The 25,254-nt window shown below is 61.0% G+C and carries 19 protein-coding genes; 6 read left to right on the forward strand and 13 right to left on the reverse strand.

All coding sequences use genetic code 11. The annotated features are described in order from the left end of the window. Positions 1-9: 9 nt before the first annotated feature. From PQR42_RS14640 to PQR42_RS14670, 7 genes are all read right to left on the reverse strand, one after another. Positions 10-1,500: a lipopolysaccharide biosynthesis protein gene (locus tag PQR42_RS14640; RefSeq protein WP_408214800.1), complete on the reverse strand. Its 1,491-nt coding sequence runs from the start codon at positions 1,498-1,500 to the stop codon at positions 10-12. 472 nt (positions 1,501-1,972) lie between these two features. Beyond that, complete coding sequence (gene rfbA, locus PQR42_RS14645; RefSeq protein WP_408385386.1) at positions 1,973-2,866, reverse strand: glucose-1-phosphate thymidylyltransferase RfbA; 894 nt, start codon at positions 2,864-2,866, stop codon at positions 1,973-1,975. Between the two features lie 10 nt (positions 2,867-2,876). Beyond that, entirely contained in the window at positions 2,877-3,938 is a 1,062-nt protein-coding gene (rfbB, locus tag PQR42_RS14650) for a dTDP-glucose 4,6-dehydratase (RefSeq protein ID WP_408214806.1), read from the reverse strand. Between the two features lie 1,123 nt (positions 3,939-5,061). Further along, the gene (locus tag PQR42_RS14655; RefSeq protein WP_408214809.1) at positions 5,062-6,174 is read right to left on the reverse strand and encodes an acyltransferase family protein; all 1,113 of its coding nucleotides are present in this window, start codon (positions 6,172-6,174) and stop codon (positions 5,062-5,064) included. 125 nt (positions 6,175-6,299) lie between these two features. Next, positions 6,300-7,034 (reverse strand): Crp/Fnr family transcriptional regulator, encoded by a 735-nt coding sequence (locus PQR42_RS14660; protein ID WP_408214914.1) that lies wholly within the window; start codon positions 7,032-7,034, stop codon positions 6,300-6,302. Between the two features lie 469 nt (positions 7,035-7,503). After that, a complete protein-coding gene (locus tag PQR42_RS14665; protein WP_408385384.1) occupies positions 7,504-8,901 on the reverse strand; it encodes a hypothetical protein in 1,398 nt (465 codons plus the stop codon). Positions 8,902-9,382: 481 nt separating this feature from the next. Continuing rightward, complete coding sequence (locus tag PQR42_RS14670) at positions 9,383-10,930, reverse strand: methyl-accepting chemotaxis protein (protein WP_408385382.1); 1,548 nt, start codon at positions 10,928-10,930, stop codon at positions 9,383-9,385. 267 nt (positions 10,931-11,197) lie between these two features. On the opposite strand from PQR42_RS14670, the gene PQR42_RS14675 reads away from it, so the two are divergent. Beyond that, complete coding sequence (locus tag PQR42_RS14675) at positions 11,198-12,298, forward strand: MraY family glycosyltransferase (protein ID WP_408214817.1); 1,101 nt, start codon at positions 11,198-11,200, stop codon at positions 12,296-12,298. 112 nt (positions 12,299-12,410) lie between these two features. Here the strand turns inward: PQR42_RS14675 and PQR42_RS14680 are convergent, their stop codons facing one another. From PQR42_RS14680 to PQR42_RS14695, 4 genes are read right to left on the reverse strand one after another with little or no spacing between them, the layout of a single operon-like run. Continuing rightward, a complete protein-coding gene (locus tag PQR42_RS14680) occupies positions 12,411-14,288 on the reverse strand; it encodes a polysaccharide biosynthesis protein (RefSeq protein ID WP_408385380.1) in 1,878 nt (625 codons plus the stop codon). A gap of 5 nt (positions 14,289-14,293) precedes the next feature. Continuing rightward, entirely contained in the window at positions 14,294-15,325 is a 1,032-nt protein-coding gene (locus PQR42_RS14685; protein ID WP_408385378.1) for an MraY family glycosyltransferase, read from the reverse strand. Positions 15,326-15,332: 7 nt separating this feature from the next. Further along, a complete protein-coding gene (locus PQR42_RS14690) occupies positions 15,333-16,289 on the reverse strand; it encodes a UDP-glucose 4-epimerase family protein (RefSeq protein ID WP_408493656.1) in 957 nt (318 codons plus the stop codon). Then, a complete protein-coding gene (locus tag PQR42_RS14695; protein WP_408385374.1) occupies positions 16,286-17,131 on the reverse strand; it encodes a glycosyltransferase family 2 protein in 846 nt (281 codons plus the stop codon). The genes PQR42_RS14690 and PQR42_RS14695 overlap by 4 nt, the downstream gene beginning before the upstream one ends. Positions 17,132-17,383: 252 nt before the next feature. On the opposite strand from PQR42_RS14695, the gene PQR42_RS14700 reads away from it, so the two are divergent. From PQR42_RS14700 to PQR42_RS14715, 4 genes are all read left to right on the forward strand, one after another. Beyond that, positions 17,384-17,635: a hypothetical protein gene (locus PQR42_RS14700; protein WP_408385372.1), complete on the forward strand. Its 252-nt coding sequence runs from the start codon at positions 17,384-17,386 to the stop codon at positions 17,633-17,635. Positions 17,636-17,649: 14 nt separating this feature from the next. Beyond that, positions 17,650-19,881: a YfhO family protein gene (locus PQR42_RS14705; protein WP_408385370.1), complete on the forward strand. Its 2,232-nt coding sequence runs from the start codon at positions 17,650-17,652 to the stop codon at positions 19,879-19,881. A gap of 146 nt (positions 19,882-20,027) precedes the next feature. Continuing rightward, positions 20,028-20,978: a glycosyltransferase family 2 protein gene (locus PQR42_RS14710; protein WP_408385368.1), complete on the forward strand. Its 951-nt coding sequence runs from the start codon at positions 20,028-20,030 to the stop codon at positions 20,976-20,978. Beyond that, positions 20,979-21,368 carry a GtrA family protein gene (locus PQR42_RS14715; RefSeq protein WP_408214838.1) on the forward strand — a complete coding sequence of 130 codons (390 nt, stop codon included), beginning with the start codon at positions 20,979-20,981 and terminating at the stop codon, positions 21,366-21,368. 114 nt (positions 21,369-21,482) lie between these two features. On the opposite strand, the gene PQR42_RS14720 is transcribed toward PQR42_RS14715, so the two are convergent. Continuing rightward, positions 21,483-22,658 carry an acyltransferase family protein gene (locus PQR42_RS14720; RefSeq protein WP_408385366.1) on the reverse strand — a complete coding sequence of 392 codons (1,176 nt, stop codon included), beginning with the start codon at positions 22,656-22,658 and terminating at the stop codon, positions 21,483-21,485. A gap of 300 nt (positions 22,659-22,958) precedes the next feature. Here PQR42_RS14720 and PQR42_RS14725 point away from each other — a divergent pair, with 300 nt between their 5' ends. After that, the gene (locus PQR42_RS14725; RefSeq protein WP_408385364.1) at positions 22,959-24,068 is read left to right on the forward strand and encodes an acyltransferase family protein; all 1,110 of its coding nucleotides are present in this window, start codon (positions 22,959-22,961) and stop codon (positions 24,066-24,068) included. A gap of 29 nt (positions 24,069-24,097) precedes the next feature. Here PQR42_RS14725 and wecB read toward each other — a convergent pair whose 3' ends face one another. Continuing rightward, on the reverse strand, positions 24,098-25,234 hold the full coding sequence (gene wecB / locus PQR42_RS14730) for a non-hydrolyzing UDP-N-acetylglucosamine 2-epimerase (RefSeq protein WP_408385362.1): 1,137 nt from the start codon (positions 25,232-25,234) through the stop codon (positions 24,098-24,100). Positions 25,235-25,254 lie beyond the last annotated feature (20 nt).

Below are 25,254 nucleotides of genomic sequence, written 5' to 3' on the forward strand. Positions count from 1 at the left end.
GCTGTTTTCTCAGTTGAGGGCCAGTCGTCCCGCCAGGTGGCGAGCCTTGCGTTGCACGATCGGCGAAACCGCGACGGTCAGGGCGACCATGGCAAGCCATGTGCCCGACAGAATAAAGAAGAGACCAATACGCGAGGACGTGGTCAAGTCCGCATGACCCACCAATAAGCCGACAGGTATCACCGCGGCGACCCGCACGACGACTCCGCGATACCAGCTTGCGTTGATTCCAGCCATAAACTTCCGATGTACGATCAATACCCAGCCGAACAGGAGCAGAACATTCATCCCAAGCCACGCGTAGGCAGCGCCGATTGCGCCGAGATGAATGCCGCCGTACACGACCGCGGGCGCAAAGAGAATGAGGAAGCCGATGTTGCCTTTCAGATGCAAAGACAAATCCCCCTTTGCGTACTGCACGAAGAACGCGAGCGAGGCCAGTGCCGAACAGGCGTTTCCGACTGCGTAGCATTGCATTGTTCGCAATGCGTCAGGAGTTACCGGCGCGCTCGCGGACCACAATCGAAGCACGGCTTCGGGCGCGAACGCGAACACGGCTGCAACTGGAATGACCGCCAATGACGTCACCTCGGTGGCGAGCGCGTACATCTGACGAATCCGCTCGCCGCCGCCGAAGTTCTCGGCGTTCAATCGTGGAATGAAGGCTTGCTGAATGGGGTTGGCCAGCAACACGATGCCGCTCGCAAGCAGCGTGGCCATGCTGAACACGGCAAAATCCGCCAGCGGCAGCACCTTTGAAAGCACAACCTTGTCGAGCTGCGCGGTACACGCCCAGATCAGCGCCGACAGTGCAATCGAAAGCGACAGCTTCGCGCGCGACGACAGCACCTTCCATGAAAAACGCCTCGACACGAACGGTATGTCGATCGTGCGGCCAAGCAGGATACGCATGGCGATGGCCTCTCCAACAATGGCCAGGAGTTGCCAGACGAAGAAAAATTCGACGTGTGGCCAGATCATGATGACCGGCACAACCAGCACATTGCGTATCACGGCAAAAGTAATGCCGATGACATTGAGCGCGACCTGCCGATCGATACCGACCACGCCGCCTCGATACAGCGCGGAAAGCCAGCGCGCGATGGCTGTCAGCATCATCAACACGAACGCCGTGCGGATCTCGCTCGGCGGCAATGTAGAGGCGTTCAGCCACCGCTCGGCAAAATACGGCGCCACGAAGATCGATAAGATGAACAGGACCGCGCTTGTGCAGAGAATCAGTTTTTCCAGCGATTCCAGCAGCAGTCCCACCTCGGCTTTCGAACCCGTGCCGGCGCGCAAACTGCCTAACTCGCGGCATAACGTCGGTGAAAGTCCGAAGTCGAGTATGAGTACCCATGCGAGAAGCACGGCGTTGATGGCAATCAGCCCGTACGCTTCCACTCCGAGATGGCGCACGTAGATCGGTACCATGACAATACCGAGCGATACGGTCACCATCTGGCCAACGAAATTTGCGAGCAGGCTTCGTCTCAACATCGCGGTCTGGTCTGCCAGTAAATTAGATGAGGACTGCGGGCGCCGCCAGAGGTATCGCGAACATCGAATTGATTTTCTCGCGAACTTGTCTCAGGGCGAGCGCGTGATTCGTCAAGCGACCGAAAGATTCCCTATCACTCCGTCCGGCCGTCAGCGGATTGGCGATTCAGATTAGCCACATACGTATCGGCGATTTGAAACTCACCCCCGCCAATCCGACGTATTGGCAGGCTTCTTGATGCGGTCTGCAGGTATATCGCGGGTATCGGAGAAGTCCTCTCAACCCATGCGCAGACCGCGCGGATGAACACTTGAACACAGCCGGCGAGCGATACACTCCCTGCGGCCCATGCGTTGAAGCGTACCTGTCCAGTTGCAAATTAAATGTGCGGCGGCGCACGTTCAACGCTTTGCGTTTCGGCTATCGCATGAAGTTAGCGAGCCGCTTCACGCGGCTCAAACGCGGGTCTTGTTAGCGGCTTGGCCATGCCACCTGATCCTTCGGAAGATTGAGCAAATACTGGCCATACGCATTCTTGGCGAGCGGTTTGGCGAGTTGGAGCAACTTCTCCTCGTCGATCCAATGTCGGCGGAATGCAATCTCCTCCGGGCACGCGACCACCAGACCCTGACGCTTTTGCAGCGTTTCGATAAACGTAGCCGCCTGGATCAGCGAATCGTGCGTGCCGGTATCGAGCCACGCGTAGCCACGGCCCATGATTTCGACTTCGAGCGCATTGCGCCGCAGATAGCATGAGTTGACGTCAGTGATCTCGAGCTCGCCACGCGGCGACGGCCTGATGTCCGCTGCAATGTGGCAAACCTGGTTATCGTAGAAATAGAGGCCTGTGACCGCATAGTTCGAACGCGGCTTCGTGGGCTTCTCCTCGATGGAGAGCGCGTGAAAACTCTTGTCGAACTCGACCACGCCATAACGTTCCGGGTCATGCACGTGATACGCGAACACGGTCGCGCCGCTGTCACGCGCATTTGCGCGCTCGAGCTGCTTCGCGAGATCGTGGCCGTAGAAAATGTTGTCGCCGAGAATCAGCGCCGACGGATCGTTGCCCACAAAGTCCCGCCCGATGATGAACGCCTGCGCGAGCCCGTCCGGCGACGGCTGAACCGCGTACTGGATGTTCATGCCCCACTGGCTGCCGTCACCCATCATCGCTTCGAAGCGCGGTGTGTCCTGCGGCGTCGAAATGATCAGCACATCGCGAATGCCCGCCACCATCAGCGTGGACAGCGGATAGTAGATCATCGGCTTGTCGTAGACGGGCAGCAGCTGCTTGGAGACCACATGCGTGATCGGGTACAGGCGTGTGCCCGATCCGCCCGCGAGAATAATGCCTTTGCGCGCCATTGCCGTGCCTTTACGCGCGCTGCGCGTAGTTGGTCTCAACCCACTTGCGATAGTCACCGGAGGCGACTTCGTCCGACCACTCCTGATTGTCCAGATACCACTGGACCGTCTTCGCGAGACCCGTTTCGAACGTTTCCGCCGGCTTCCAGCCGAGTTCGCGTTCGAGCTTGCGGGCGTCGATCGCATAACGGCGGTCGTGGCCCGGACGGTCCTTCACATAGGTGATCTGATCGCGGTACGACGCGCCCGCCTTCGGACGCAACTGATCGAGCAGGTCGCACAGCGTGTGGACGACCTCGAGGTTCTTCTTCTCGTTCCAGCCGCCGACGTTGTACGTCTCGCCCGGCGTGCCGCGCGCGAGCACTTCGCGGATCGCGCTGCAATGGTCGCCGACATACAGCCAGTCGCGCACGTTCTGACCATCGCCATAGACCGGCAGCGGCTTGCCGCCGAGCGCGTTGGCGATCATCAGCGGAATCAGCTTCTCGGGGAACTGGTACGGACCATAGTTGTTTGAGCAGTTCGTGGTGAGCACTGGGAGACCATACGTATGATGGTAGGCACGCACCAGATGGTCGGAACCCGCCTTGGTGGCCGAGTAAGGGCTATTCGGCGCGTACGGCGTCGTTTCAGAGAATTGCGGATCGGTAGCGGAGAGTGAGCCAAATACTTCGTCCGTCGACACGTGCAGGAAACGGAATTCCGCTTTGGCGGCATCGTTCAACTTGCTCCAATACGAGCGCGCCGCTTCCAGTAGCGTGAAGGTACCCACGACATTGGTCAGCACGAAGTTCTCCGGCCCGTGAATAGACCGGTCGACGTGAGTCTCGGCCGCCAGGTGGATGATCGCGCGAGGCTTGTATTCGGCGAGCAATTCGTCCATTGCGACGCGATCACATATGTCGGCGCATACGAAGATATGCAGCGGATTGTGCTGCAGAGATTTCAACGTGCGCAGATTGCCCGCATAGGTGAGCTTGTCGACATTCACCACGGGTTCATCGCAGATTTGCAGCCAGTCAAGCACGAAGTTGGCGCCGATAAAACCGGCGCTGCCTGTCACCAAGATCATGGAAGCCCTCTGGAAGCCGCCTTCACGCAGTTGCGCGGAAGGTCGATTGGAGTCTGGCTGACATCCGGTGAATGGTGCGGCCACGGGACGTCGGTAAGCAGGTTTGGTATAGCTTTCCATCGCGACTTCCATTGCCGCGAACAGATGCAACCAGCTTAGTCTAGGGTTCTAGAAACCTTGTTTCAGTGCGGAAAGCAACATACACGCTTTCGCCTGCGCTAACGGGGGTAAGGAGGGAAGCTTCGCGCGGTCGGGCAACGCTTGCAATGTTCGCGTCGCCCGTATCTCGACCGCATGGCGTTGACGTGGTTCGGCCTTATCGCCGATGGCCGGATAATTCTTTTGCTGAGAGCCGCGCCTGCGTCATCGCGATGATCTGCGCCGCCTTCATGGTTTGCGGCAGATGGGCCTGCCGATGCGCATCGGGACGCCGGCTGCTTGCGCGGCCCGAAGAAAGAGTTATATATCGTCTCGTGGCGTTCTGGAACGTGCGACACATAATGCGCATACGAAAACGCCAACGAGCACGCCGAATATGAAGCATAAGAAATGTGTCAAAACGCTCGACATTGACCTGGTCCTCTCAATTGAGGCGAGATTAAATTTATAACGATTCACCTCTTCGCGATTTACCGCAACCCGTCGCCCACAGCCGGTAAGGCCACGAGCCGAACAAAAGACACATAGGCAGCAGTGACGGTAAGACGCGGCGATCGTCGCGCCAAACATCATACTTTACTAGAATCGCGACCAGGTCGAAAAACGGAGACAACTGAATCAGTGTGCCTATGGCGTCGCATTAGACTCCAAGGCGGGACACGGATGACCGCGCCGGTTCGAGGTGACGACGTGAAGCCCGCCGAGCATACGAGCATGGCAGGGTCGGCAATAGGGCGGATGTGATGCGACGCGGGGCAAGGGCTACGGGCCGCCGCGGAATGGCAGTTTGACAGCAAAGCAGACGAACAGTGGCTTCCGATCAGACCGAGCACGGTGCAAAGCCACAAAGCCGATGAGCCGTGTGCGGGCGCTCCGCGCGTGTGCGATCACCGGCATCACACGAACGGCGCCCGGCATGGAGTAAAGCACGCGCGCGATCCGACGCACGCGGATCGCGGCGTGTTCAATCGTTGGCCAGCGCCTGACCTTTTATCTCCACACGCTCCTTCTTCCGCTCCATGCGCCGCGGGTAATCGATCGCAGGCTTCTCGATGTAGCGATACGTCAGATACGAGAGCACCAAAGTTGCCGGCCATAGGATCGCCAGATGCGCCCAGCCTTCGATATTGGCCAGTCCAATCAGATTCTGGACAGTCGGGTGCACCAGGTACAGCGAATAGCTTATTGTCCCGAGACCCAGCAGCGGCTTGAGTTGCATGATCGATCGCTCGCGTGCCGCATAACAGCCGATGAACAGGAGGTAGGCGACACCCCACGAAATGAAAACAGACTGGACTGTCGCGACCTCCGGGCGTTGAAACACGCCAAATCCTACGTAAAGCGCTGGAACGATCGCAAGGATAATCGAGCCGACCAGAACCAGAAACGCCTGCTGACCGAGTTCACGCGTATGCCGGCGATAGAACAGCAAACCTACGACACAAGTCGCCATGATGCCGAAGCGGCCAAGCGGTATCCGCAGGTGCAAAACGAATGATGCTACGGACAATGCGAGCAACGCGGCCACCGTGAGCACAGCCAGCAAGACGCTGCGTCGATTCGCCCGCACTGCGAACGCGAACGACAGCAGGATGTACCATGCAAACTCCATGGACAGCGTCCACGACGCGCTAACGAAGTTGGGTTGATGCGCGTAGTCCTGCAGGAAGAAGATGTGCAACAGAAAGAAGTAGCCAAAATTATGTACGGCGCCTGGAGGGTAAGCACCATAGCCGACAAGATAAAGTGCAAACTCAAACGTGAAGACCGCCAGGTAGAGCGGATAAATCCGAAAAATACGGTGTTTCCAGAATCTACCGAGCGCATTTGCGCGCTCAAGACTCAGTGGAATGACAAATCCACTGACAAGAAAAAATGTTAGAACACCGACCTGCCCAAAGTTGATCCACGGGCCAAAACCTGTTGTGATCGAAAACCAGCCGGCGCCCTCGCCGCCGTGCTGGAAAATCACGAGGAGCGCAGCGACGCCACGGAGGACATCGATGAAGGCGTATCGACCACCGGAGGTCGCCGCCCGGCCCGCATTCGGTAACCTTACTCTTTCCGGTGTCGGCATCAGGTTTCCTCAAGACGGGTTGTCGCCGCAGTTTATCTTTGTAGAAAGTCGAGCAATGTACGCAAACACACAAATGCACTGCTACCCACCGCATCTGTCGATTCGGCTTGCGGATATGCCTACCGTCAGCGCGTGACTTCCATCACATTGATACGCGGCAATAAGCGGTCGAATTCGCGTTTCACGATCTCGTAGCATTCGCACGAGCGCGCCTCGAGTCCGGTCCGATCGAGAATCCGGACACGGCCACGACTGTGATGGATGAGATCGGCTTCGCAAAGCTTGCCGGACGCCTCGGTCACGCCTTCACGACGCACGCCGAGCATGTCGGCGATGACTTGCTGCGTGACTTGCAAATCACTTGTGCCCGAACGATCGATATCGACCAGCAGCCACCGGCACAGTTGCTCGTCCAGTCGATGCAGCCTGTTGCACGCCGCAGTCTGTGCGACCTGGGTGAGGAGAGCCTGCATGTACAGCAGCATCAATGAACGCAGAGAAGCGCAATTGCGCAACGCCTCGCGCAGCGCTGTAGCGCTGATCCGATAAGCAAAACCCCGGCATTGAGCCTGAACGCTGGCTGGCATGGTGTCGCCGCCCGTCAGGATCGGCACGCCTGTCGTGCCATCCCTGCCGATCGCGGCGATTTCCACCGAACTGCCGTTTTCCATGGTCTGCAGCAGTGACACGATCGCGGTGGCCGGAAAATAGACGGTTCGTATGAGTTCACCGGATTTCGACAGCAGTTGCCCCGGACTCAATTCGACGAGTTCAAGATGAGGAAGCAGCGCTTCCCATTCATGCGTTGGGAGCGCCTCGAGCAGGCGGTTGCCACGGCGGTATGACTGGAATGTCGTCATCATTTCCCTCACGTAAGTATCGCAGCCCGCCTTGGTACGGCAGGCCTCGCTCGAATCAAGGAGCCAATGACGATGCATTGCCCTCATTCGCGCGGTCGGCAAACAGAAGCGGTAATGGAGACGATCAAAGCTTCGCACTGGTCATCGCGTTGCGTTCGATGTCGCAGTGCAGCATAGCTGGCAAAGAGGGTCGCGCCAATAATGCTGGCGGAATAGCCCGCACGATCGGCGGATTTAAGAGGACTTATTTGCGTTGAACGTTCGTTGAAACGCTGGACGCCAATGTCACTTTGCTGCAGATCGAAAGAAGCCCGATGCTAGCTGAAGTGTCGGCAAGTGGTAGTATGAAATCGCAATATGTCCAGTTTATTAAGGATGTCTATGAGATGAGATAAAGCGGACAAAATGCCTTATCTCAGCGACTCGAATCGGTAAGCGAGCATGCCGCTTGGTCGGCGTTGCCCGTCAGTCAGCGGCGATGGTCCGCTCGACCGCGACGTGGCCGGCCGCCGGCATGTGTGTCGTCATCCGTCGTCGCGATCATTTCCGCTTCCTGCGTAACAACCCTCTCGGCCAGCGCTTTCAGAACGCCAGTCAGAATCCGCTTGCCGATTTCATGGTGAAAGATCCAGACGCCATGGATTCGTCCGGTGAATGCGGCCTCGCTCCCGATCTCCGGGTCGGGCCGAAAGCCGGAACCCAGCCCAAAGGTGAAGAGTCCGCGTATCACTTTGCCGCCCATGTCGAGCGGACGGCCGAACTTGTCGACCTCGATGCCGCCCTGGCAGAACTGCAGCGCAATCTCCGCCCCTCGGTGGTCGACCAGTGCAGACATGTTGGGCCGATAGCCGGCGCTATGGATCACACCGCACGAGTGCGCGAGACAGGTGGCAGCGCGGGCGCGCTCGGCTTCTCCGGAGGCGGCATCGATCAATTCGACACGCGGCATCGTTCCCGCGACTCGGCCGTGCGACATCACCGAACATGCGATCTCGAATGCGCGGTAGCGCAGACCGCTCGAACGATTGACACGCCGCGTGATCGGGCAAATATCGTTGACTGGATCGACCTTATAGCCCCATGCGCGCGCTTCCTCCTCGGTTTCGAAAAACAGCCGGACTGGCGAGCGATGAATGATGGCGATTTCATCGAGTCCGGCGCCGCCGAGATCAGTCGCAAGACGCTCGGTCATGGTGAACGCGCTATGCGAGCCGCCGATGATCGTGATCCGGTTCGTACGCGGGACCGTGCCAGGGGCGAACACGGGCGCGAAGGTGTCGACCAGTTGCGTGCTCGTGAGGCGAAGCAGCTCATCCGATGTGCAGGCGATGACGCCGTCGCCCGGCAATGGAATGTCCAGCGTGCGGCACAGATCATCGACCTCTTCGACGCGCTGCGTTCCGCCCAGATTCATCACGACTGTGTCGCTGATCACCATCCGGCGCGCCGCTGGTCTGCGCGTGTCGTGATAAGCGATTTCGAAACGGCCGTCCCGGCCGTGACGAATCGCATCGATCTCGTGTCCGCGCAGTACGTCGACGTCGAAATGTTCGACGAGGTGCGCGATGAGTCGCTCGGCAGCCAGCGTGAGCAGTTCGCCGACCTCCGAGAGCAGCGGCGCACCGTCGGGGTCCGCGGCCAATTTCCTATGCAACTCGTTGTATTCGCGGATGTCGCCGAACACGCCGTCGAAGCGTTCGTGCTCGAGGCACGCGAGGAAAGATTTGGCGACCGAGTTGCCCGTGACGTTCACATAGTCGCCGAGCTTGCCCGCTCCGAGGCTCGCGCGTTTGTCGATGATCAGCAAGCCGTTTCTGGCCACCTCTGCCAGCTTGCCGCTCTTGAACGCGTAGAACAGGAAGCCCATTCCTGCCGGGCCAGCGCCGCACAACACACACGAGTAATCGCTTGGTACGCTCCCGGAACTATCCGGATCTACCGCTGAGGACCTCTGCATGACTTTGGGGCTCGATAGTTGTCCGCTGTGAAATGATGCGCACCATGCGCGTTGCCGGAGTCGAGGACATTCCCTCGGATCGGATTCAACACACAATATCCCTGAATGCGAAGCATCACTCTGTGCGCTCGCGCACGGACAATATTTCGGAACCTTACCGCAAGGCATCCGCCGACTAACATTTTGCTGTACGGAATAAATTTCCGGCCACCCATTGCGCCGGGAAAATGTTCTTCGAACCAGCAGCCGAGATGCCACAATAAACATAAAATTTCACACATATGAACAGCTTTTACAAAATCTAACAATTAGGATTTCTTAATTAAATTTCCGTTCAATGCCCGATTAAAACCGGCGCTCGCGAACACCGCGAGCGCGGCCTCGCCGCCATTTACGCCATCTGGAATACCGCCACGGCGTCGCGCAATATAGTCGCCTGCTCTTCCAGCGATTTCGCCGCCGCAGCCGCTTCTTCCACGAGCGCCGCATTGTGTTGCGTGACTTCGTCGATCTGCGAGACGGCCTTGTTGACCTGTTCGATACCGTCACTCTGTTCGAGCGCGGACGCCTCGATCTCGTTCATCACACCGGTCACGCGTTCGACGGCGCTCATGGCTTCGTGAATCGTCTTCTGCGCGTCGGACACGAGGGATGCGCCCTCCTGAACCTTGGCGGCCGATTCGCCGATCAGCTCCTTGATTTCTTTCGCCGCCGCGCCTGAGCGCTGTGCGAGGCTGCGCACTTCCGAAGCCACCACCGCGAACCCGCGCCCCTGTTCGCCGGCGCGCGCTGCTTCCACCGCGGCATTCAACGCCAGAATGTTGGTCTGAAACGCAATCCCCTCGATCATGCCGATGATTTCCGTCACCTTGCGCGACGACTCGCTGATTCCATCCATCGTTTCAGTGACACGCGAGACCACTTTGCCGCCACGCGTGACCGTGTCGAGCGCGCCGTGCGCGAGCCGGTTCGCCTGTTTCGCGTTGTCCGCGTTCTGTTTCACCGTGGCCGACAACTGCTCCATGCTCGCGGCGGTCTGTTGAAGCGCCGCAGCCTGCTGCTCGGTGCGCGAGGACAGATCCGCATTGCCGGACGCAATCTCGTTCGCCCCTTGTGTGATCGCCGTCGTGCTGCCGCGCACTTTGGACACGGTTTCGACGAGGCCGTCGCGCATCTTCGTCAACGCGCCCAGCAACTGGCCCATCTCGTTGCGCGATTTGATCTTGATCGCGACAGTCAGATCGCCGGCGGCGATGCGCTCGAAATGCTTGACGGTTGCGTTGACCGGCTTGATCAACGCCACTGACAAACCAATGCGCGCCGCCACGCCGATCACGAGCGCGATGGCGCCGATCGCGGCGAACAGCAGCGTCGCGATCTGGAAGCGCTGCGCGGCCGTTTGGGCTTGCTGATGCTGGCTGTCGATCTGCGAATGTTCAAGTGCGTCGATCGCTTTCGAATAGGTGGCGTAAAAGCCGTTCGCCGTCTCGCCCTGAATGTTGCGGAAGGTATTGAAATCGAAGTCGGTCAGCGCCTTGAACTCCGGTTCGATCGCCTTATCGACCAGCGCGCTGCGCGCCTGCTCCACGTTCTGCGCGAGCTTCTGCTCGGTTTCGTTTGCAAACGGGCCGGCCATGTAATTGCGGAAGTCCTTGTTCGATTCGACCAGCACCTTGTGCGCGGCGGGCAACAGGTCGTCGGTCTGCTTGCCGACGCTAAAGAGCGTCTGATACGAACCCAGTGCGAGCTGCACTTGCAGCAGCTTCTCGGAGCTCGCCTTCAGATGCGACAGCGCGGCCGCGCTACGCTGCGTGTCGTCGAGGCTGCCGTTGGCGAGCTTGAGCGCGCCGTAGCCGACACCGATCACTGTCAGCAGGAAAGCGACGAATACGCTGATTACCAGCGTCAGGCCGCCACGAATTGTGATGTTATTTAGCATTGGGTCTCCGGAACGTCTTGCCGATCGGCGGCGAAACAGATTGGCAGGCGCGCGCTTTTTTTTGCGCGTGACTTACTCTTCGCCGCATCCAGGTTAACGACCTCGCACGGACCCTGCTAAATAGGTGGAATCCATGACCAGCGGGCGTTTGCGAGTGCCTTCCACCTCACTATCTGGGATATTCGGGCAACCACGCGGCACCGCTGCTTTTCCGGGCGTTGTGCGTTTCGTTTGTATAATTCGGCGTCTTCGCTCAGGCCCACTTTCATGCTTAGTTTTGCGCTCGGCTTTCTCGTTTCCCTGCTGATCACGCTGTTGATCGTGCGCTACGCGCATCTGCATGAAAAATTCTCCACCGACACCGATCTGGCCGGCGTGCAGAAATTCCATGTTCGCCCGGTGCCGCGCATCGGCGGGACCGGGATTCTGCTCGGGCTGATCGTCTCCGCCGTACAGTTGCATCACGCGTATCCCGCCGTGTCAGGCGGTATCCTCGGGCTGATTGCGTGCGGCATGCCGGCCTTCGGCTCGGGCCTGGTCGAAGACCTGACCAAGCGCGTGTCGCCGCTTACAAGGCTGGTTTGCACGATGGCCGCGGCCGCGCTCGCCTATTTCCTGCTGAACATCGCCGTGACGCGCATCAGCGTGCCGCCGCTCGACTTCCTGCTCTCGTATGCGGTGATCTCCTGCGCGGTCACGGTGCTGGCGGTGGCGGCGCTCGCCAACGCGATCAATATCATCGACGGCTTCAACGGACTCGCGTCGATGGTCGCGTTCATGATGTTCGCCTCGCTCGCCTACGTCGCGTTCCAGGTGTCCGATCCGATCGTGCTGTCCGCCTCGTTCATGATGATGGGCGCGGTGCTTGGCTTCTTCATCTGGAATTTTCCGGCGGGGCTGATCTTTCTCGGCGACGGCGGCGCGTATTTCATCGGCTTCATGCTGGCCGAACTGTCGATCATGCTGGTGATGCGCAATCGCGACGTATCGGCGTGGTATCCCGTGCTGCTGTTCATGTATCCGATCTTCGAGACCTGCTTTTCGATCTACCGGAAGAAATTCATTCGCGGCATGTCGCCGGGCATTCCGGACGGCGTGCATCTGCACATGCTGGTGTACAAGCGGCTCATGCGCTGGGCGGTCGGCGCGCGTACCGCACGTGAATTGACGCGGCGTAACTCGCTGACGTCGCCGTACTTGTGGCTGCTGTGTCTGATCGCGGTCGTGCCGGCCACGCTGTTCTGGCGGCATACGCTGCATCTGTTCTGCTTCGTGGTGGTGTTCGCCGCGACGTATGTATGGCTCTACGTCAGTATCGTGCGGTTCAAGTCGCCACGGTGGATGGTGGTCAGGAAGACCAGGCGGTAACAAAAAAAGGCGCTCGAATGAGCGCCTTTTGCTTTGTGACCTTTGTGACGTCCGCCTTGCGATGCGACGCCAAGGCCGCCGCGGAAGGCAAGCTCACCTCACCGGTTCCAGCTCACGAAGCCCGCGTTGCCGGCGCCACGCTATGCAACGCCGGCGCGGCAGCCGGCTGATACTCCGGCACCCAGCGTCGCAGATCGCGGCGTACTTCCTGGTCGCTCGGCACACGATGCTGCATCAGCCAGGGCAGCAGCTCGTCGAGCAGATTGTCGGGCGCTTCACGCGCCTGCGCGATGCGCAGTTTCGGATGCGGCGTGCGCGTGGTCGCTTCGTCGTCGGCCAGCAGTTCCTCGTAGAGTTTCTCGCCGGGACGCAGGCCCGTGAAGACGATGCGGATGTGCTCCTCGCTGAAGCCGTACAGGCGGATCAGGTCGCGCGCCAGATCGACGATCTTGACCGGCTCGCCCATGTCGAGAATGAATATCTCGCCGCCATGCCCCATGCTCGACGCTTGCAGCACGAGTTGCGATGCTTCGGGGATCGTCATGAAAAAGCGCGTGATCTCCGGATGCGTGACCGTGACCGGCCCACCCTTCGCGATCTGTTGTTGAAACTTGGGAATGACGCTGCCCGCGCTGCCGAGCACATTGCCGAAGCGCACCGTCTCGAATTGCGTGCGCGTGCTGGTTTGCTGCAGCGCCTGACACGCCATTTCCGCGAGGCGCTTGCTCGCGCCCATCACGTTCGTCGGGTTCACCGCCTTGTCGGTGGAGATCAGCACAAAGTGCTTCACGTCGTGGCGAATCGCCGCGCGCGCGACACGGTACGTGCCCAGCACGTTGTTGCGCACCGCCTGCCATGCGTTCAGCTCTTCCATCAGCGGCACGTGCTTGTAGGCCGCGGCGTGAAAGAGAATGTGCGGCGTATAGCGCGACAGCACCTGGTCGAGCAGCAACGAATCTTTGGCGTCGCCGATCACCGGCACCACGGAGAGCTTCGGAAACCGGTCATGCAGCTCTTCCGTGAGACGGTACATCGCGTACTCGGACAGGTCGAACGCGATCAACTGCGCGGGTTCGAAGCGCAGAATCTGGCGGCACAACTCCGAGCCGATCGAGCCGCCCGCGCCGGTCACCATCACCACGCGGCCGCTCAACAGCGCTTCGACGTGCGGCATGTCGATACGTACCGGCTCGCGCCCCAGCAGGTCCTCCAGATCGATCTGACGCACGCGCGACAGGAACGCTTCACCTTGCGTCAGCGTGGTCAACGCGGGCAGCACCATGGCCCGCACACCGGCGCGCACGCACAGCGTTGCCACGCGACGCTGCGCGTCCACCGACGCCGAAGGGATCGCGATGATCGCGTGCTCGACCTTCATGTCCGAGGCCCAGTACTGCAGGTCGCTAATCGGCCCCCACACCTTGTAGCCGTAGATTTCGCGACCCTGCTTGGCCGGATCGTCGTCGAGCAGGCCCACCAGCCGCCATTCGCTCGAGCGCGACAGTTCGCGGGCCAGGCTCGCGCCCGCGTTGCCCGCGCCGAGCACCACCACCGGCTTGCCCTGCCCGACCAGGCCGCCGTAGAGATAGAACTCCTTGGAGGCGCGATAGAGCGCGCGCGAGCCGCCCATGGCGAGGAACAACAGAAGCGGAGAAACAGCGAGGACGGAGCGCGGAATGATGGGATGCGGCTGGGCCATGACGGCCACCATCATCATCACGAATGCGCCGGCCAGCACGGCTTTCGCGATGCGCATCAGGTCCGGCAGGCTCGCAAACACCCACATGCCCCGGTACAGGCCGAAGATGCGGAACATCACACCGTAGACAGGGAGGACCCAGAGGAGGGTTCGGACGGCGCCGGACCAGAACTCGTCCGGGACGTAGCCGTTGAAGCGGATCAGGTATGCCGCGAGCCAGGCGCCTGCGACTGCGCAAAGGTCGAAGGCGAAAGCGCTAAATGATAGCCATGAGGCTTTGTGTCGAAACATCGGCGTCACACCTCAGGTTGTTCGGAATCTGCTATCCGGAATCGACGCCAGCGTGAATCGACTCCGATACCAATCAATACCAGCACGATCACCCATGCGCCCACGCTACACCATTGAACGGCTGAAGACCAGCCAAGCAACACGACAGCAAGTACTATACCAGCCGCCATTACTGCATACCATAGGATGGCCGTCTTCGAATGCCCGAGTCCATACTGGACCATGCGTTGATAGTAGTGCTCGCGGTGCGCCTGCCAGATTTTCTCGCCGCGCAGGAGCCGTCGCAGCAGCGTAACCGACGCGTCGCCGATGAACGGCGAAAACACGAGCGCCGGAAACCAGATCGGCCAAACGCCGTCGCTCCAGCCCCAATAGCCGAAAGCGCCCGCCAGAAAGCCGAGCGGAATCGACCCGGCGTCGCCGAGGAAGATTTTCGCCGGATGGAAGTTGAAGAGGAGAAAACCCGCTGCGGCGCCCGCCACGGCGGCCGAAGCCAGGCTGAGCTCCGGTGATGGATGCGCGGTAAGCGCGGCTCCAACTGCATAACCCGCGAAGCCGAATAGCGTCATGCCACCGGCCAGGCCGTCCGCGCCGTCCATAAAATTGTAAAGATTGACCAGCCAGAGCAGTAAAAACGACAGGGCCGCCAGCAGCCAGACCGGCACCGGCGCCGGATGCGCCCAGACGAAGATCGCCACCGCGGCCAGGTGCGCCGCGAATCTGACCCGCGCGGGCAGTCCGCGCCGGTCGTCGATCTGCGAGACCGCCGCCAGCACGGCGGCGCATAGCGCGGCAAGCCAGAGGTGCGGCGCGACGAGCAGCGTCGCCACCACCACCACCGGAACGATGCCCCAGCCGCCCACGCGCGGCGTGGGCCGTGTGTGCAGCGAGCGGTCGTTGGGAATGTCGGTGGCCAGACGCCAGGCGAGGCCGGTCCTGAGCAGCGTCCACAGGACCGCCGCGCAGGCGCAAGCGGAGCCGAGCGTGATCAGGATCACGGTCGTCCAGCCCGGCAGCGTGGAATGGGACATCAGCATGCGCGCCTCAATGCGTGGATCGGTACCAACGGGCTGTCGCGGCCAGCCCTTCGTCGGTGGAGTGCGGCGCCTGCCAGCCCAGCACCGCGCGGATCCGGCTGGTGTCGAGTTGCAAGGAACCCACCAGCCGGTCGACGTGCGCCGTGCGCCCCGTCAAGCGGCCCGCCAGCCTTAGCCAGCTCGCGGGCACCGGTAGCAAGCGGGCGGGCTTGTGCAGATGCCGCCCGAGCGAACGTGCGAGCTCCGCCACGGTGAGGGCGTCGCTGTCGGCCACATGAAACGTTTGACCCGCGGCGCGCGGGTCGGTAGCGCAATGCATCAGCGCGTCCGCGAGGTTGTCGACGTAGACGAGGCTGCGGCGCGCGTCGATCGCGCCGAGCGGCAGCGGCACGCCTTTCCAGATCGCGTCCATCAGCCGCAGGAAATTGGCGCGCACGCGCGGCCCATAGACGAGCGGCAAACGCACGATCACCACCTCCAGACCGGTTTCCTCGCCGTAGCGCACCAGCGCCTGTTCGGCCGCGAGCTTCGAGCGCCCGTAGGCGTCCTGCGGCGCCGGCGGGTCATCTTCCCGCAACGGACGACCCGCGTCCCCCTCGGCCAGCGCCTTGACGCTGCTGGCGAAGACGAAACGCCGCGCGCCATAACGCCACGCCGCCTTCGCGACGCGCAAGGCGCCCTCGACATTGGTGGCGTGAAACGCGGCGTCGGGGTCGGCCGCGGTGTCATGCATCACATGCACGCGCGCCGCCAGATGCACGACGCAATCGACCTGAAGCGCGGCGGGCCAGCCGGCGTCGATGCCGGCAAAATCCGCCTGAGGCTCGACCCACTCGCTCACGCCCCGCTCGAGCTGCCCGGCCTGACGCACGAGTCCGCAGACCGTATGGCCGGACTGCATCAAGACGCGGCACAACGCCTCGCCGACGAACCCATTGGCGCCCGTCACCAGCACGCGGCTCATAGCCACTTCCAGCCGAAGCGATTGAAGAACTTGTACGCCGACGCCAGGAACATCCGGACATGCGCGGAGCCCTTGCGCGCGGCGCCGCCGCCGTGATGCAGCACGCGCACGGCGGGCGCGTAGGCGACACGGGTGACGTCATGCGCGCGCAAGCTCAAATCGTAGTCCTCGAAGTACAGAAAATAGCGTGTGTCGAAGCCTCGAAGCTTTTCCAGCACGCTCGTTCGAAACAGCATGAAACAGCCGCTGACGATGGGCGGATCCCAGCAAATGTCCCGCTCGTTGATTACGTCGCGCATCTCGTAGCGGGCGATGCGTCGTTGGAACAGCTGTCGCAATCCGGTCGGCAGAAAACCGCGCACGAACAGGTCCAGCAACGTCGGATAACGGCGGCAGAGGAACTGCTGATGCCCTGCTTCGTCGCCGATCCACGGCGTCAACAGGCCCGCGGCCGGATTAGCCTCGAAAAATTCGAGCGCATGCAGCAGCGCATGGCGGTCCAGATCGATATCCGGATTCAGCACGAGGTGGTAGCGGCCGACGGCGCGCTCGATGGCCAGATTATGGCCACGACCGTAGCCGACATTGCCGTGACCGCTCAGGATCGTGCTGGTGACGCCTTGGGCGTTCAATGCGTCCAACGCGGCACGTTCGTCCGGCAGGCCGCCGTTGTCGACGAGATAGAGGTGAACCGGCAGGCCCGGCCGCGAGGCGCGCAGCGCCTCGCAGGCATGACCGAGGCTGGCGAACGTGGTGGCCAGTTGTGCCTGATCCGGCCGATAGACGACCACGGAAACAGACAAGCCCTCGATTTCAGGACGCGGCGCGCTAGTAGCATTCATGTAAGTTGGAACTGCGTGCCTTATGGACGACACTTGGGAACGACACTTCGTTGTATGGCCGCAACAAGGCCGCAGTTTGCGCAAATCCGCCGGCTTCGGCAACTGGCTTTTCCTTTTGTTACGGCTGGCCGGATACGGTTACCGTCGAGCCTGCAAAAGGGGACTATTCGCGCGGCGCGGCCGCCCCGGCGGGACTCGGCGGCGCAGCCCTCACTGCGCAACCGGCCGCCGGCCGTGAACGGGCGCTATTTTATGCTGGATTCGTCCGGGCGGGCCGACTCTCGGGCCCCCTGCGGCATCGTGCGCGCCGCGCGCAAACCGGTCGCCCGCCGCTTACCCAAAAAATGGGACACGCCCGACCCCAATGTCCGCTCTGTGAAAGCCGTGCTCGCACGGCCCGCCCTCAAGTTCGGCATACAGCGCCCTGTAGAATGTCGCCTTTCCGAGGTCCACGACACCTTCATCGTGACGATGAACGACACGGTTCGCACGTCAGAACCATGATGAGTTGCCGCTCCATGCCAGATATGAAAGACACAGGTCAGTCCACAGAACGCGTCACCGTCACCGCCATTCTTCTGTTGTGCCTCGCCCCGCTGATCGTCAAAGCGCCTCTGCTGGTCGGGCTGTTGATCTCGGATCCGACCTTGCTCTACGCGGGCCTGCAACAGGGCTTGCAGCACGGTCCGTTCGGCGGATTCCCGCCTTTCCCCACGATCGACCCCAACATCGCGTTCACCAGTCATGCGCTGGGACATCGCGCGATTCTCGACATCCTCCATGGTCAGTGGCCATGGTGGAACTACTACGAAGGCGTAGGCGCGCCGCTTGCCGGCGAAATGCAGTCCGCGGCCCTGTTCCCGCTGACATGGCTGCTGTACTTCAAGAATGGCCAGTTGTACATGCACCTCGCGCTGCAGATCATTGCCGGTGTGTCGACTTACGTGCTGTTGCGCAGAATGCGGATCGCGCAAGCCGGCTCGGTCGCCGCCGCGCTCGCCTTCCAGTTCAACGGCACGTTTGCCTGGCTGGCCAATGCGGTCATCAATCCGATTGCGTTCCTGCCGCTCACGCTGATCGGTGTCGAAATCGCCCTCGAGCGGGTCGCCAGCGGCCGTCGCGGCGGCGCCTTCTGGATCACCATCGGGCTCGTCGCGGCGTTGTATGCCGGTTTCCCGGAGATGGCTTATCTCGACGGACTGCTCATTCTCTGCTGGACGCTGGTGCGAACGGCAGCGCTACCTGCGGCGCTGCGCCTGCGTTTTCTGCTGCGCGTCTGTTTTGGCGGCGTGGTCGCGCTGCTGCTGTCGGCGCCCATCCTGATTGCATTTTTCGACTACCTGCCGCTGAGCTTTACCGGCGGCCACGAGGGCGATGGTTTTGCATCCATGCACTTGCCTGCGTCGATGTTGATCGCCACGCTCGTTCCGTACATTTTCGGCGGCATCTTTCAGGATCCCGCCGCGGGTGGTTTCTGGGGAAGCGTCGGCGGCTACGCGGGCATTGTCCTCGTCATGCTCGCGCTGTGCGGCATCGTCGGTCAGCGATACCGTGGCCTGCGGATCATGCTCGCCCTGTGGGTCGTCGTGACCGTGTCAATGTCGTACGGTTTGCCCGGCACGAGCGCGCTGGTCTGGATCATCCCCGGCCTCAAGCTGGCGGCGTTCTTCCGGTATCTGCCGCCCTCCTGGGAATTCAGTCTGTGCGTCCTCGCGGCGCTCGCGCTCAACGACGCCGCGAGCGGGCTTCTGCAACGACGGCTCGGATATGCCTATGGCGCGGTGCTCGTTCTGCTCGTCGCAGGATGCGCGATTGCCCACAGCGCGGGCCTCAGGCCGCACGGGCGCTATGTGCTTGGCGCGGTGATCTTCACCGGACTGCTGCTGGCCGCACTTGCGCTCGTGCTTTTCGCCGGACGTCGCAACGCCGGTTCAAAGCGCCTCGCGCTCACGCTGTCGATTCTTCTCGCCGGCGAAAGCGCGCTGTATTTCATCGCGCCGGTTATGAGCAATCCGTCGCACGGCACGGTGGATCTTGCGGGCGTGAAATTCCTGCAGGCCAATCTCGGCATGCAGCGCTTCGTCACGCTCGGTCCGGTGCAACCGAATTACGGTTCCTACTTTGGGATCGCGTCGATCAACCATAACGACTTGCCGATTCCCCGCATCTGGACGGACTTCGTCACCAGCAAGCTAGACGCCAATGCACCGCCTATTCTGTTCACGGGTTCATCGCGCGCGGATCCGGCCGGCCCATCCTCGCAAGACAGCTTGCTGAAGAATTTGCCGAACTATCTGGCCATCGGCGTGCGCTATGTGCTGGCCCCGATCAACGCGCCGCTGCCGGAAGATGCGACAGCGAGAGGCATCAAGGAAGTCGCCGCCGACACCAACATGCGCATCTACGAACTGAGCAACCCGCGTCCCTACTTCGACGCGCCGGCGTGCTCGCTGGAAGCGGCAACGCGCGGCGAATTGCGCACCAACTGTACGCAGCGCACGACGCTGACGCGCCTGGAACTCTACATGCCGGGCTGGCGAGCCTTCGTCAATGGACAGGAAACCACGGTTCGTCAGGTTGACGAAATTTTTCAGCAAGTCGACGTCCCCGCGGGCACATCCAACGTTCAATTCGTATTCCGGCCTCCGCATATCGAATGGGCGTTCGTTGCGTTCGCAATCGGCCTGCTGATGATGCTGGTGGAACTCGGCATGTCAGTCACATCGAGACGCGCCGCCATGCGCGTCTGACAGACCAGCCGGAAAGAGCCGGCTTTCGTATGCGCTACCATGACGCCACTCGCCGAAATTGCGTCTGGCCCGCATAACACGCTCCGCAGCCAGCGAAAAATCAGCTCGCCGCACTTTTGACCGTCAAACCCAGAACACAATCGCCCATGCAAGACTTCAACCCAGGCACCGTCGCCGTCGTGATTCCCTGCTACAACGAGGCCGCTACGATCGCCACCGTGGTTCGCGATTTTCGACGCACGCTCCCCGAGGCTTCCATCATCGCTTTCGACAACAACTCGACGGACGACACCGCACGTGTCGCTCGCGAAGCGGGCGCGGACGTCATCAAGGTTCCGCTGCAGGGCAAGGGCAATGCCGTGCGCCGCATGTTCGCGGACGTGGAAGCCGATGTGTACGTGATGGTGGATGGCGACGCGACGTACGACGCATCCGTTGCGCCTGCATTGATCAGCAAGCTGGTCGAGGAGCGGCTGGACATGGTGGTCGGCTCCCGCGTCAGCGACGAACAGGCCGCTTACCGATTAGGCCACCGCTTCGGCAATGTCATGCTGACGCAATGTGTGGCATCGATTTTCGGCCGCACGTTCAAGGACATGCTGTCCGGCTACCGGATCTTTTCGCGCCGCTATGCGAAGTCGTTCCCGGCCCATGCATCGGGCTTCGAAACCGAGACGGAATTGACGGTGCACGCGCTCGGCATGCGCATGCCCGTGGCCGAACTGCCCACGCGCTACATCTCACGCCCGGAAGGCTCCGAGAGCAAGCTGAACACCTATCGCGACGGCTTCCGTATCCTGATGACCATTTTCAAACTGGTCAAAAGCGAGAAGCCTTTCGCGTTCTTCACGGTCGGCTTCGCGATCTGCGCGCTGCTGTCCATTGTGCTGGCTATTCCGGTCTTCGAAACCTACGTCGAGACCGGGCTCGTGCCGCGCCTGCCCACCGCGCTGCTCAGTACCGCGCTGATGCTGCTCGGCGCGATTCTGCTGATCTGCGGCATCGTGCTGGATACCGTGACGCGTGGCCGGATCGAGGTCAAGCGGCTGGCATACCTCGCCATCCCTGCCCCACGCAAGCAGGAGCACAACCAGTAAATGCGCACCCAGTTTTTCAGGTTCGCCATTGCCGGCGCCATCGGCTTTCTGGTGGATGCCGGCGTGCTGTATGTGGCACTGGCAATCGGCCTCGGGCCGTATCTCGGCCGCGCCGTCTCCTTTCTCTGCGCGGCTTTCGCAACGTGGCAGATCAACCGCCGCATGACCTTCGTGGTGAAGCGGACGGAGTCGCTCTGGACCGAATGGGTGCGCTACCTGGCTGCCATGTCGGTGGGCGGCGCATGCAACTACGGGACCTATGTGGTCGTGCTGCTGTTCCTGCCGAAAGTGACCATCGCGCCGCTCATCGCGCTGGGCGTGGGCTCGATCGTCGGCATGTTCGTCAACTTCGCATTCGCGAAGTGGTGGGTCTTTCGCGCCCAGCATTGAACGACAGCGCCGCAAGTTGGCAGTCGATAACGGTGTGTCATTGCATGCTGGGCGCCTACTGAATCAGTACGCCGACGCATCTGCCGTTGCGCGGCTGATCAGCGCCGTGCTGGCTTACGAACGAACATTCACACCATTGGCCGAATAAGCTGCCGTTTTCGGCGAGAACTTGCGGCGCAACGCTCGCGCGCCATTCTGCGAAGGCACTTCGATCAGCCTGTTCATCACGTAGCCGAGGATAAGTGCTCCGAACACAGTCGCGAACCAGACTGGCACGGCGCCGAATCGCGGATAGAGAATGACTAGCGACACGCTCAATACCACGTAGTGGTTGAGATACAGGCTGTAGGAGATCTTGCCAAGCCAATGGCCGACGCTGTAGATCCTGCCCGGCTGGATCGTAAAGGACAGCGCCATCAACAGGAACGCGCCGGTCGACGAACCCAGATCGCCGAAAATGCGAGCGCCCATGCTCCAGGGATTGTCGAACGGATACGCGAACAGGGCCAACGCAACGATCCACAACACGGCGCGCGACGCCGGCCGCAATGCATGCGCCCACGACAGGATCCTCGCGCGGCATGAATAGAACCACGCTCCGATCGCGAAGAAAGTGCCGTAGTGCGTGGTCAATAGCGCATCCTGAAGCGGCCATGGAATATGGCTCGGCGATCCGGCCAGAGCCGCGATACCGATCAGCGTGGAACTGATGACCGCGAGAATGACCGCCTTGAATCGGAGATGCAGCACGAGAAAGGCAATCACCGGAAACGCCAGCGACAGTCGCATCTCATGCACGATCGACCACATGGGCGGATTGATGACCGAGGTATCGTAGCTGCCGATCAATTTCAGATGATCGAGGATCATCTGTTTGTCCGGATGCGGATGCGCCGTGTACATCCAGCCTTTTTCCCAGACGAAGCCGGCGCGCGCAACCAGCCAGTAGAGGCCTAGCGCGACCACGAGCGATGCGACAAACGGTGGATACAGCCGCACGACTCGCGCGGCGGCAAAGGTGACGTAGCGGCGCGCACGCTGCTCGCCATACATGTGCGCGAGTGCGTAGCCGCTCAGCATGAAGAAGATGATCACCGCCTGGTGCCCGGCCCACAGCACGCGCAGCGGCGTCCATTTCAGGAAGCCCCAGAGCGGTTCGACCTTGTACAGGCCGGCTACCGTCGTATGGGAGATCACTACGATCAGCGCGGCATAGCCTCGCAATATGTCCAGCGAGGGGGCTCGGTCATTACCCGCGCGCGCCGAATCCACCATATGCCGCCTCTTCACCCAAGTTCTCTTTGAGATAGCGATTCTATCAGCTATCGCTCACGTGACCGTCCGGGCGGGGTTGTGACGATGGCGGTCAGTCCCTTCCTGTCTGGCGGCTTTGGTTGCCGTCTCTCCCGCTCATCTGCTGCGCACCATCCGCTTTCCGCAAGCCTCTTCGCGCGCCCCGACGACGGTGACTGACGTGATCACCTACGGGATGAGTCGAAGCCGCCCCTCATGCAGCCGATCTTTCCATGGAAAGGATTTGAAAGATGTTGTAATAATTAGATAGGCCTTGTGGCTGAACGGATAACGTAAATGAACGAGAGAGACACGACAGTTGATGTCCTTCGGGGGCTTGGCATCATCGCTGTCGTGGCGGGACATGCATGGAGTGGCACCGGCTTGGCGCCCTTCTCGCCCTATTCGTTTCACATGCCGCTGTTTTTCTTCCTCTCCGGCCTCTTTTTCAGAGAGGAAAAGATTGAGGCGCCGGTCGCTTTCGTACTAAGAAATGCGCGCACCCTGTTGCTGCCCACGACGATATTCTTTCTTGTCTATGCGCTCGTCTGCCAGGTCATTCGCGCCGCCGGTTTCGTGAGGCTGTGGCAGCCGTTTTCAATCTCGAATGTACTGTTCAATCAGTTCGGTAGCGCCGCAGCGTATGGATTCACTTCGCCGTACTGGTTCATTCCCTGCCTGTTCTTTGTCCGGGTGTACTTTGCGCTCGTGCACACGCGAGTGAACGCGCCTCTCGCGCGCATGGCGCGCGGACGTGAAGCGGTTTTGCAAACCGCCTGGGGTTTGCTTTACCTGGCTGGAGCAGGTTGCGCCATCTATCTTGCCAAGGTCATGTACCTCGAAGGCACCGTCACTTATCGCGAAATCGGTCTGCTGCGTGTCGTGTTCGCGGCTTTCTTCTATTACGTCGGCTATCTGGCGGCGCATTGGAAAGCAACGCGATTCCTGCCCAATGTCCTCGTACTCGTGGCCTTATACGTGATTCAGCAACAACTGTGGGTGACGGGCAAGACGCTGGACTTCTGGATGCAGGTCATGCAATTCGAGCATCCCATTCTGCCCATCGTGACGAGCCTCACGGGCATCGCCTTCATGTACGGCGTGGCCGGCATGATCGCGAATAATCCGACGTCGAGAAAGATATTGGCTTTCATCGGCACCCACGCCCTGCCGATCGTATTTCATCAGCTATTCGCGTTCTTTCTCGTCAACGCTGCGCTCTGCGGCCTTGGCATCATCAAACCGGCGGACGTGACGGGCAGCGCCTTTCAATGGCATACCGAGCACATGTGGTACGTCTACGTGCTGGCGGGTATCGTCGTGCCGCTCGCAATCGACCGGTACCTTGTGAAGCCGCTTGGTCTTCTCTTCAAGAGCGCCTGGCGCCGGCCCGCCGCTGAAACCTGACAGCGGGCCGCGCGCGCGATTCGAACGCCTTACTTCGAGGCAAACATCGACTTCAGAATGGCAACGATCTGCTCGCCAGCCGTACCGTCGCCAAACGGATTCTTCCCGGCCGACATTGCCTGATACGCGGCTTCATCGTCGAGCAAGCGTGCCGTCTCACGAACAATCGTGTCGACATCCGTACCGACCAGCTTATTGACGCCGGACTCGACGCCTTCCGGCCGCTCGGTCACGTCGCGCATCACCAGAACCGGCTTGCCCAACGCGGGACCCTCTTCCTGAATCCCGCCCGAATCGGTGAGGATGATATGACTCGCTGCCATGAGCCGCTGGAACGGCTTGTAGGTCAACGGTTCTTCCAGATAGACGCCGGCCTGATCGCTCAACACGCGGTTGACCACTTCCCGGACCTTCGGATTCATGTGTACCGGATAGACGATGCGCACGTCCGGATGCGCCTCGGCGATTTTCCGCAACGCCGTGCAGATGTTCTCGAACCCAGGCCCGAAACTCTCGCGACGATGCCCCGTCACCAGCACGATCCGCCGACCTTCCGCGAGTGCGGCCTCGACTCGCTCCGGCAACTCGACATGTTCGTTCTTCAGGCGCTCGAGCATCAGATACAGCGCGTCCACCACGGTATTGCCCGTCACGAAGATCTGGTCCGCGGGCACCTGCTCCGCCAGCAGATTCTTCTTCGACAATTCCGTCGGCGCGAAATGGACGTCGGTCACAAGCGACGCCACGCGGCGATTGAGCTCCTCTGGAAACGGCGCGGCCATGTCATGGCTGCGCAGCCCGGCCTCGATGTGCCCGACGCGAATGCGTCGATAGAACGCCGTCAACGCGGCCACCTGAACGGTCATCGTGTCGCCCTGCACGAGGATGATGTCGGGCGACTGCGCGGCGAGGAACTCGTCGATCGCGGTGAAGAGCCGCGCGCTCAATCCCGCCAGCGACTGATTCTGCGACATCACGTCCAGACTCGCGTCCGGCGTCACGCCGAAGTCCGCGAAAGCCTGCATCAACATTTCCCGATGCTGCCCGACCGAACACAGGCACACGTCGAAATGCTCGTGAGCCGCGCGCAGCGCCTGCACGACCGAAATGACCTTGATCGCTTCCGGCCGCGTGCCGGCAAACACCACTACTTTTTTCTTTGCCATGGTAAATATCCTATGAAACC

This window comes from Paraburkholderia sediminicola, from assembly GCF_046027355.1.
Lineage (GTDB): Bacteria > Pseudomonadota > Gammaproteobacteria > Burkholderiales > Burkholderiaceae > Paraburkholderia > Paraburkholderia sediminicola_B.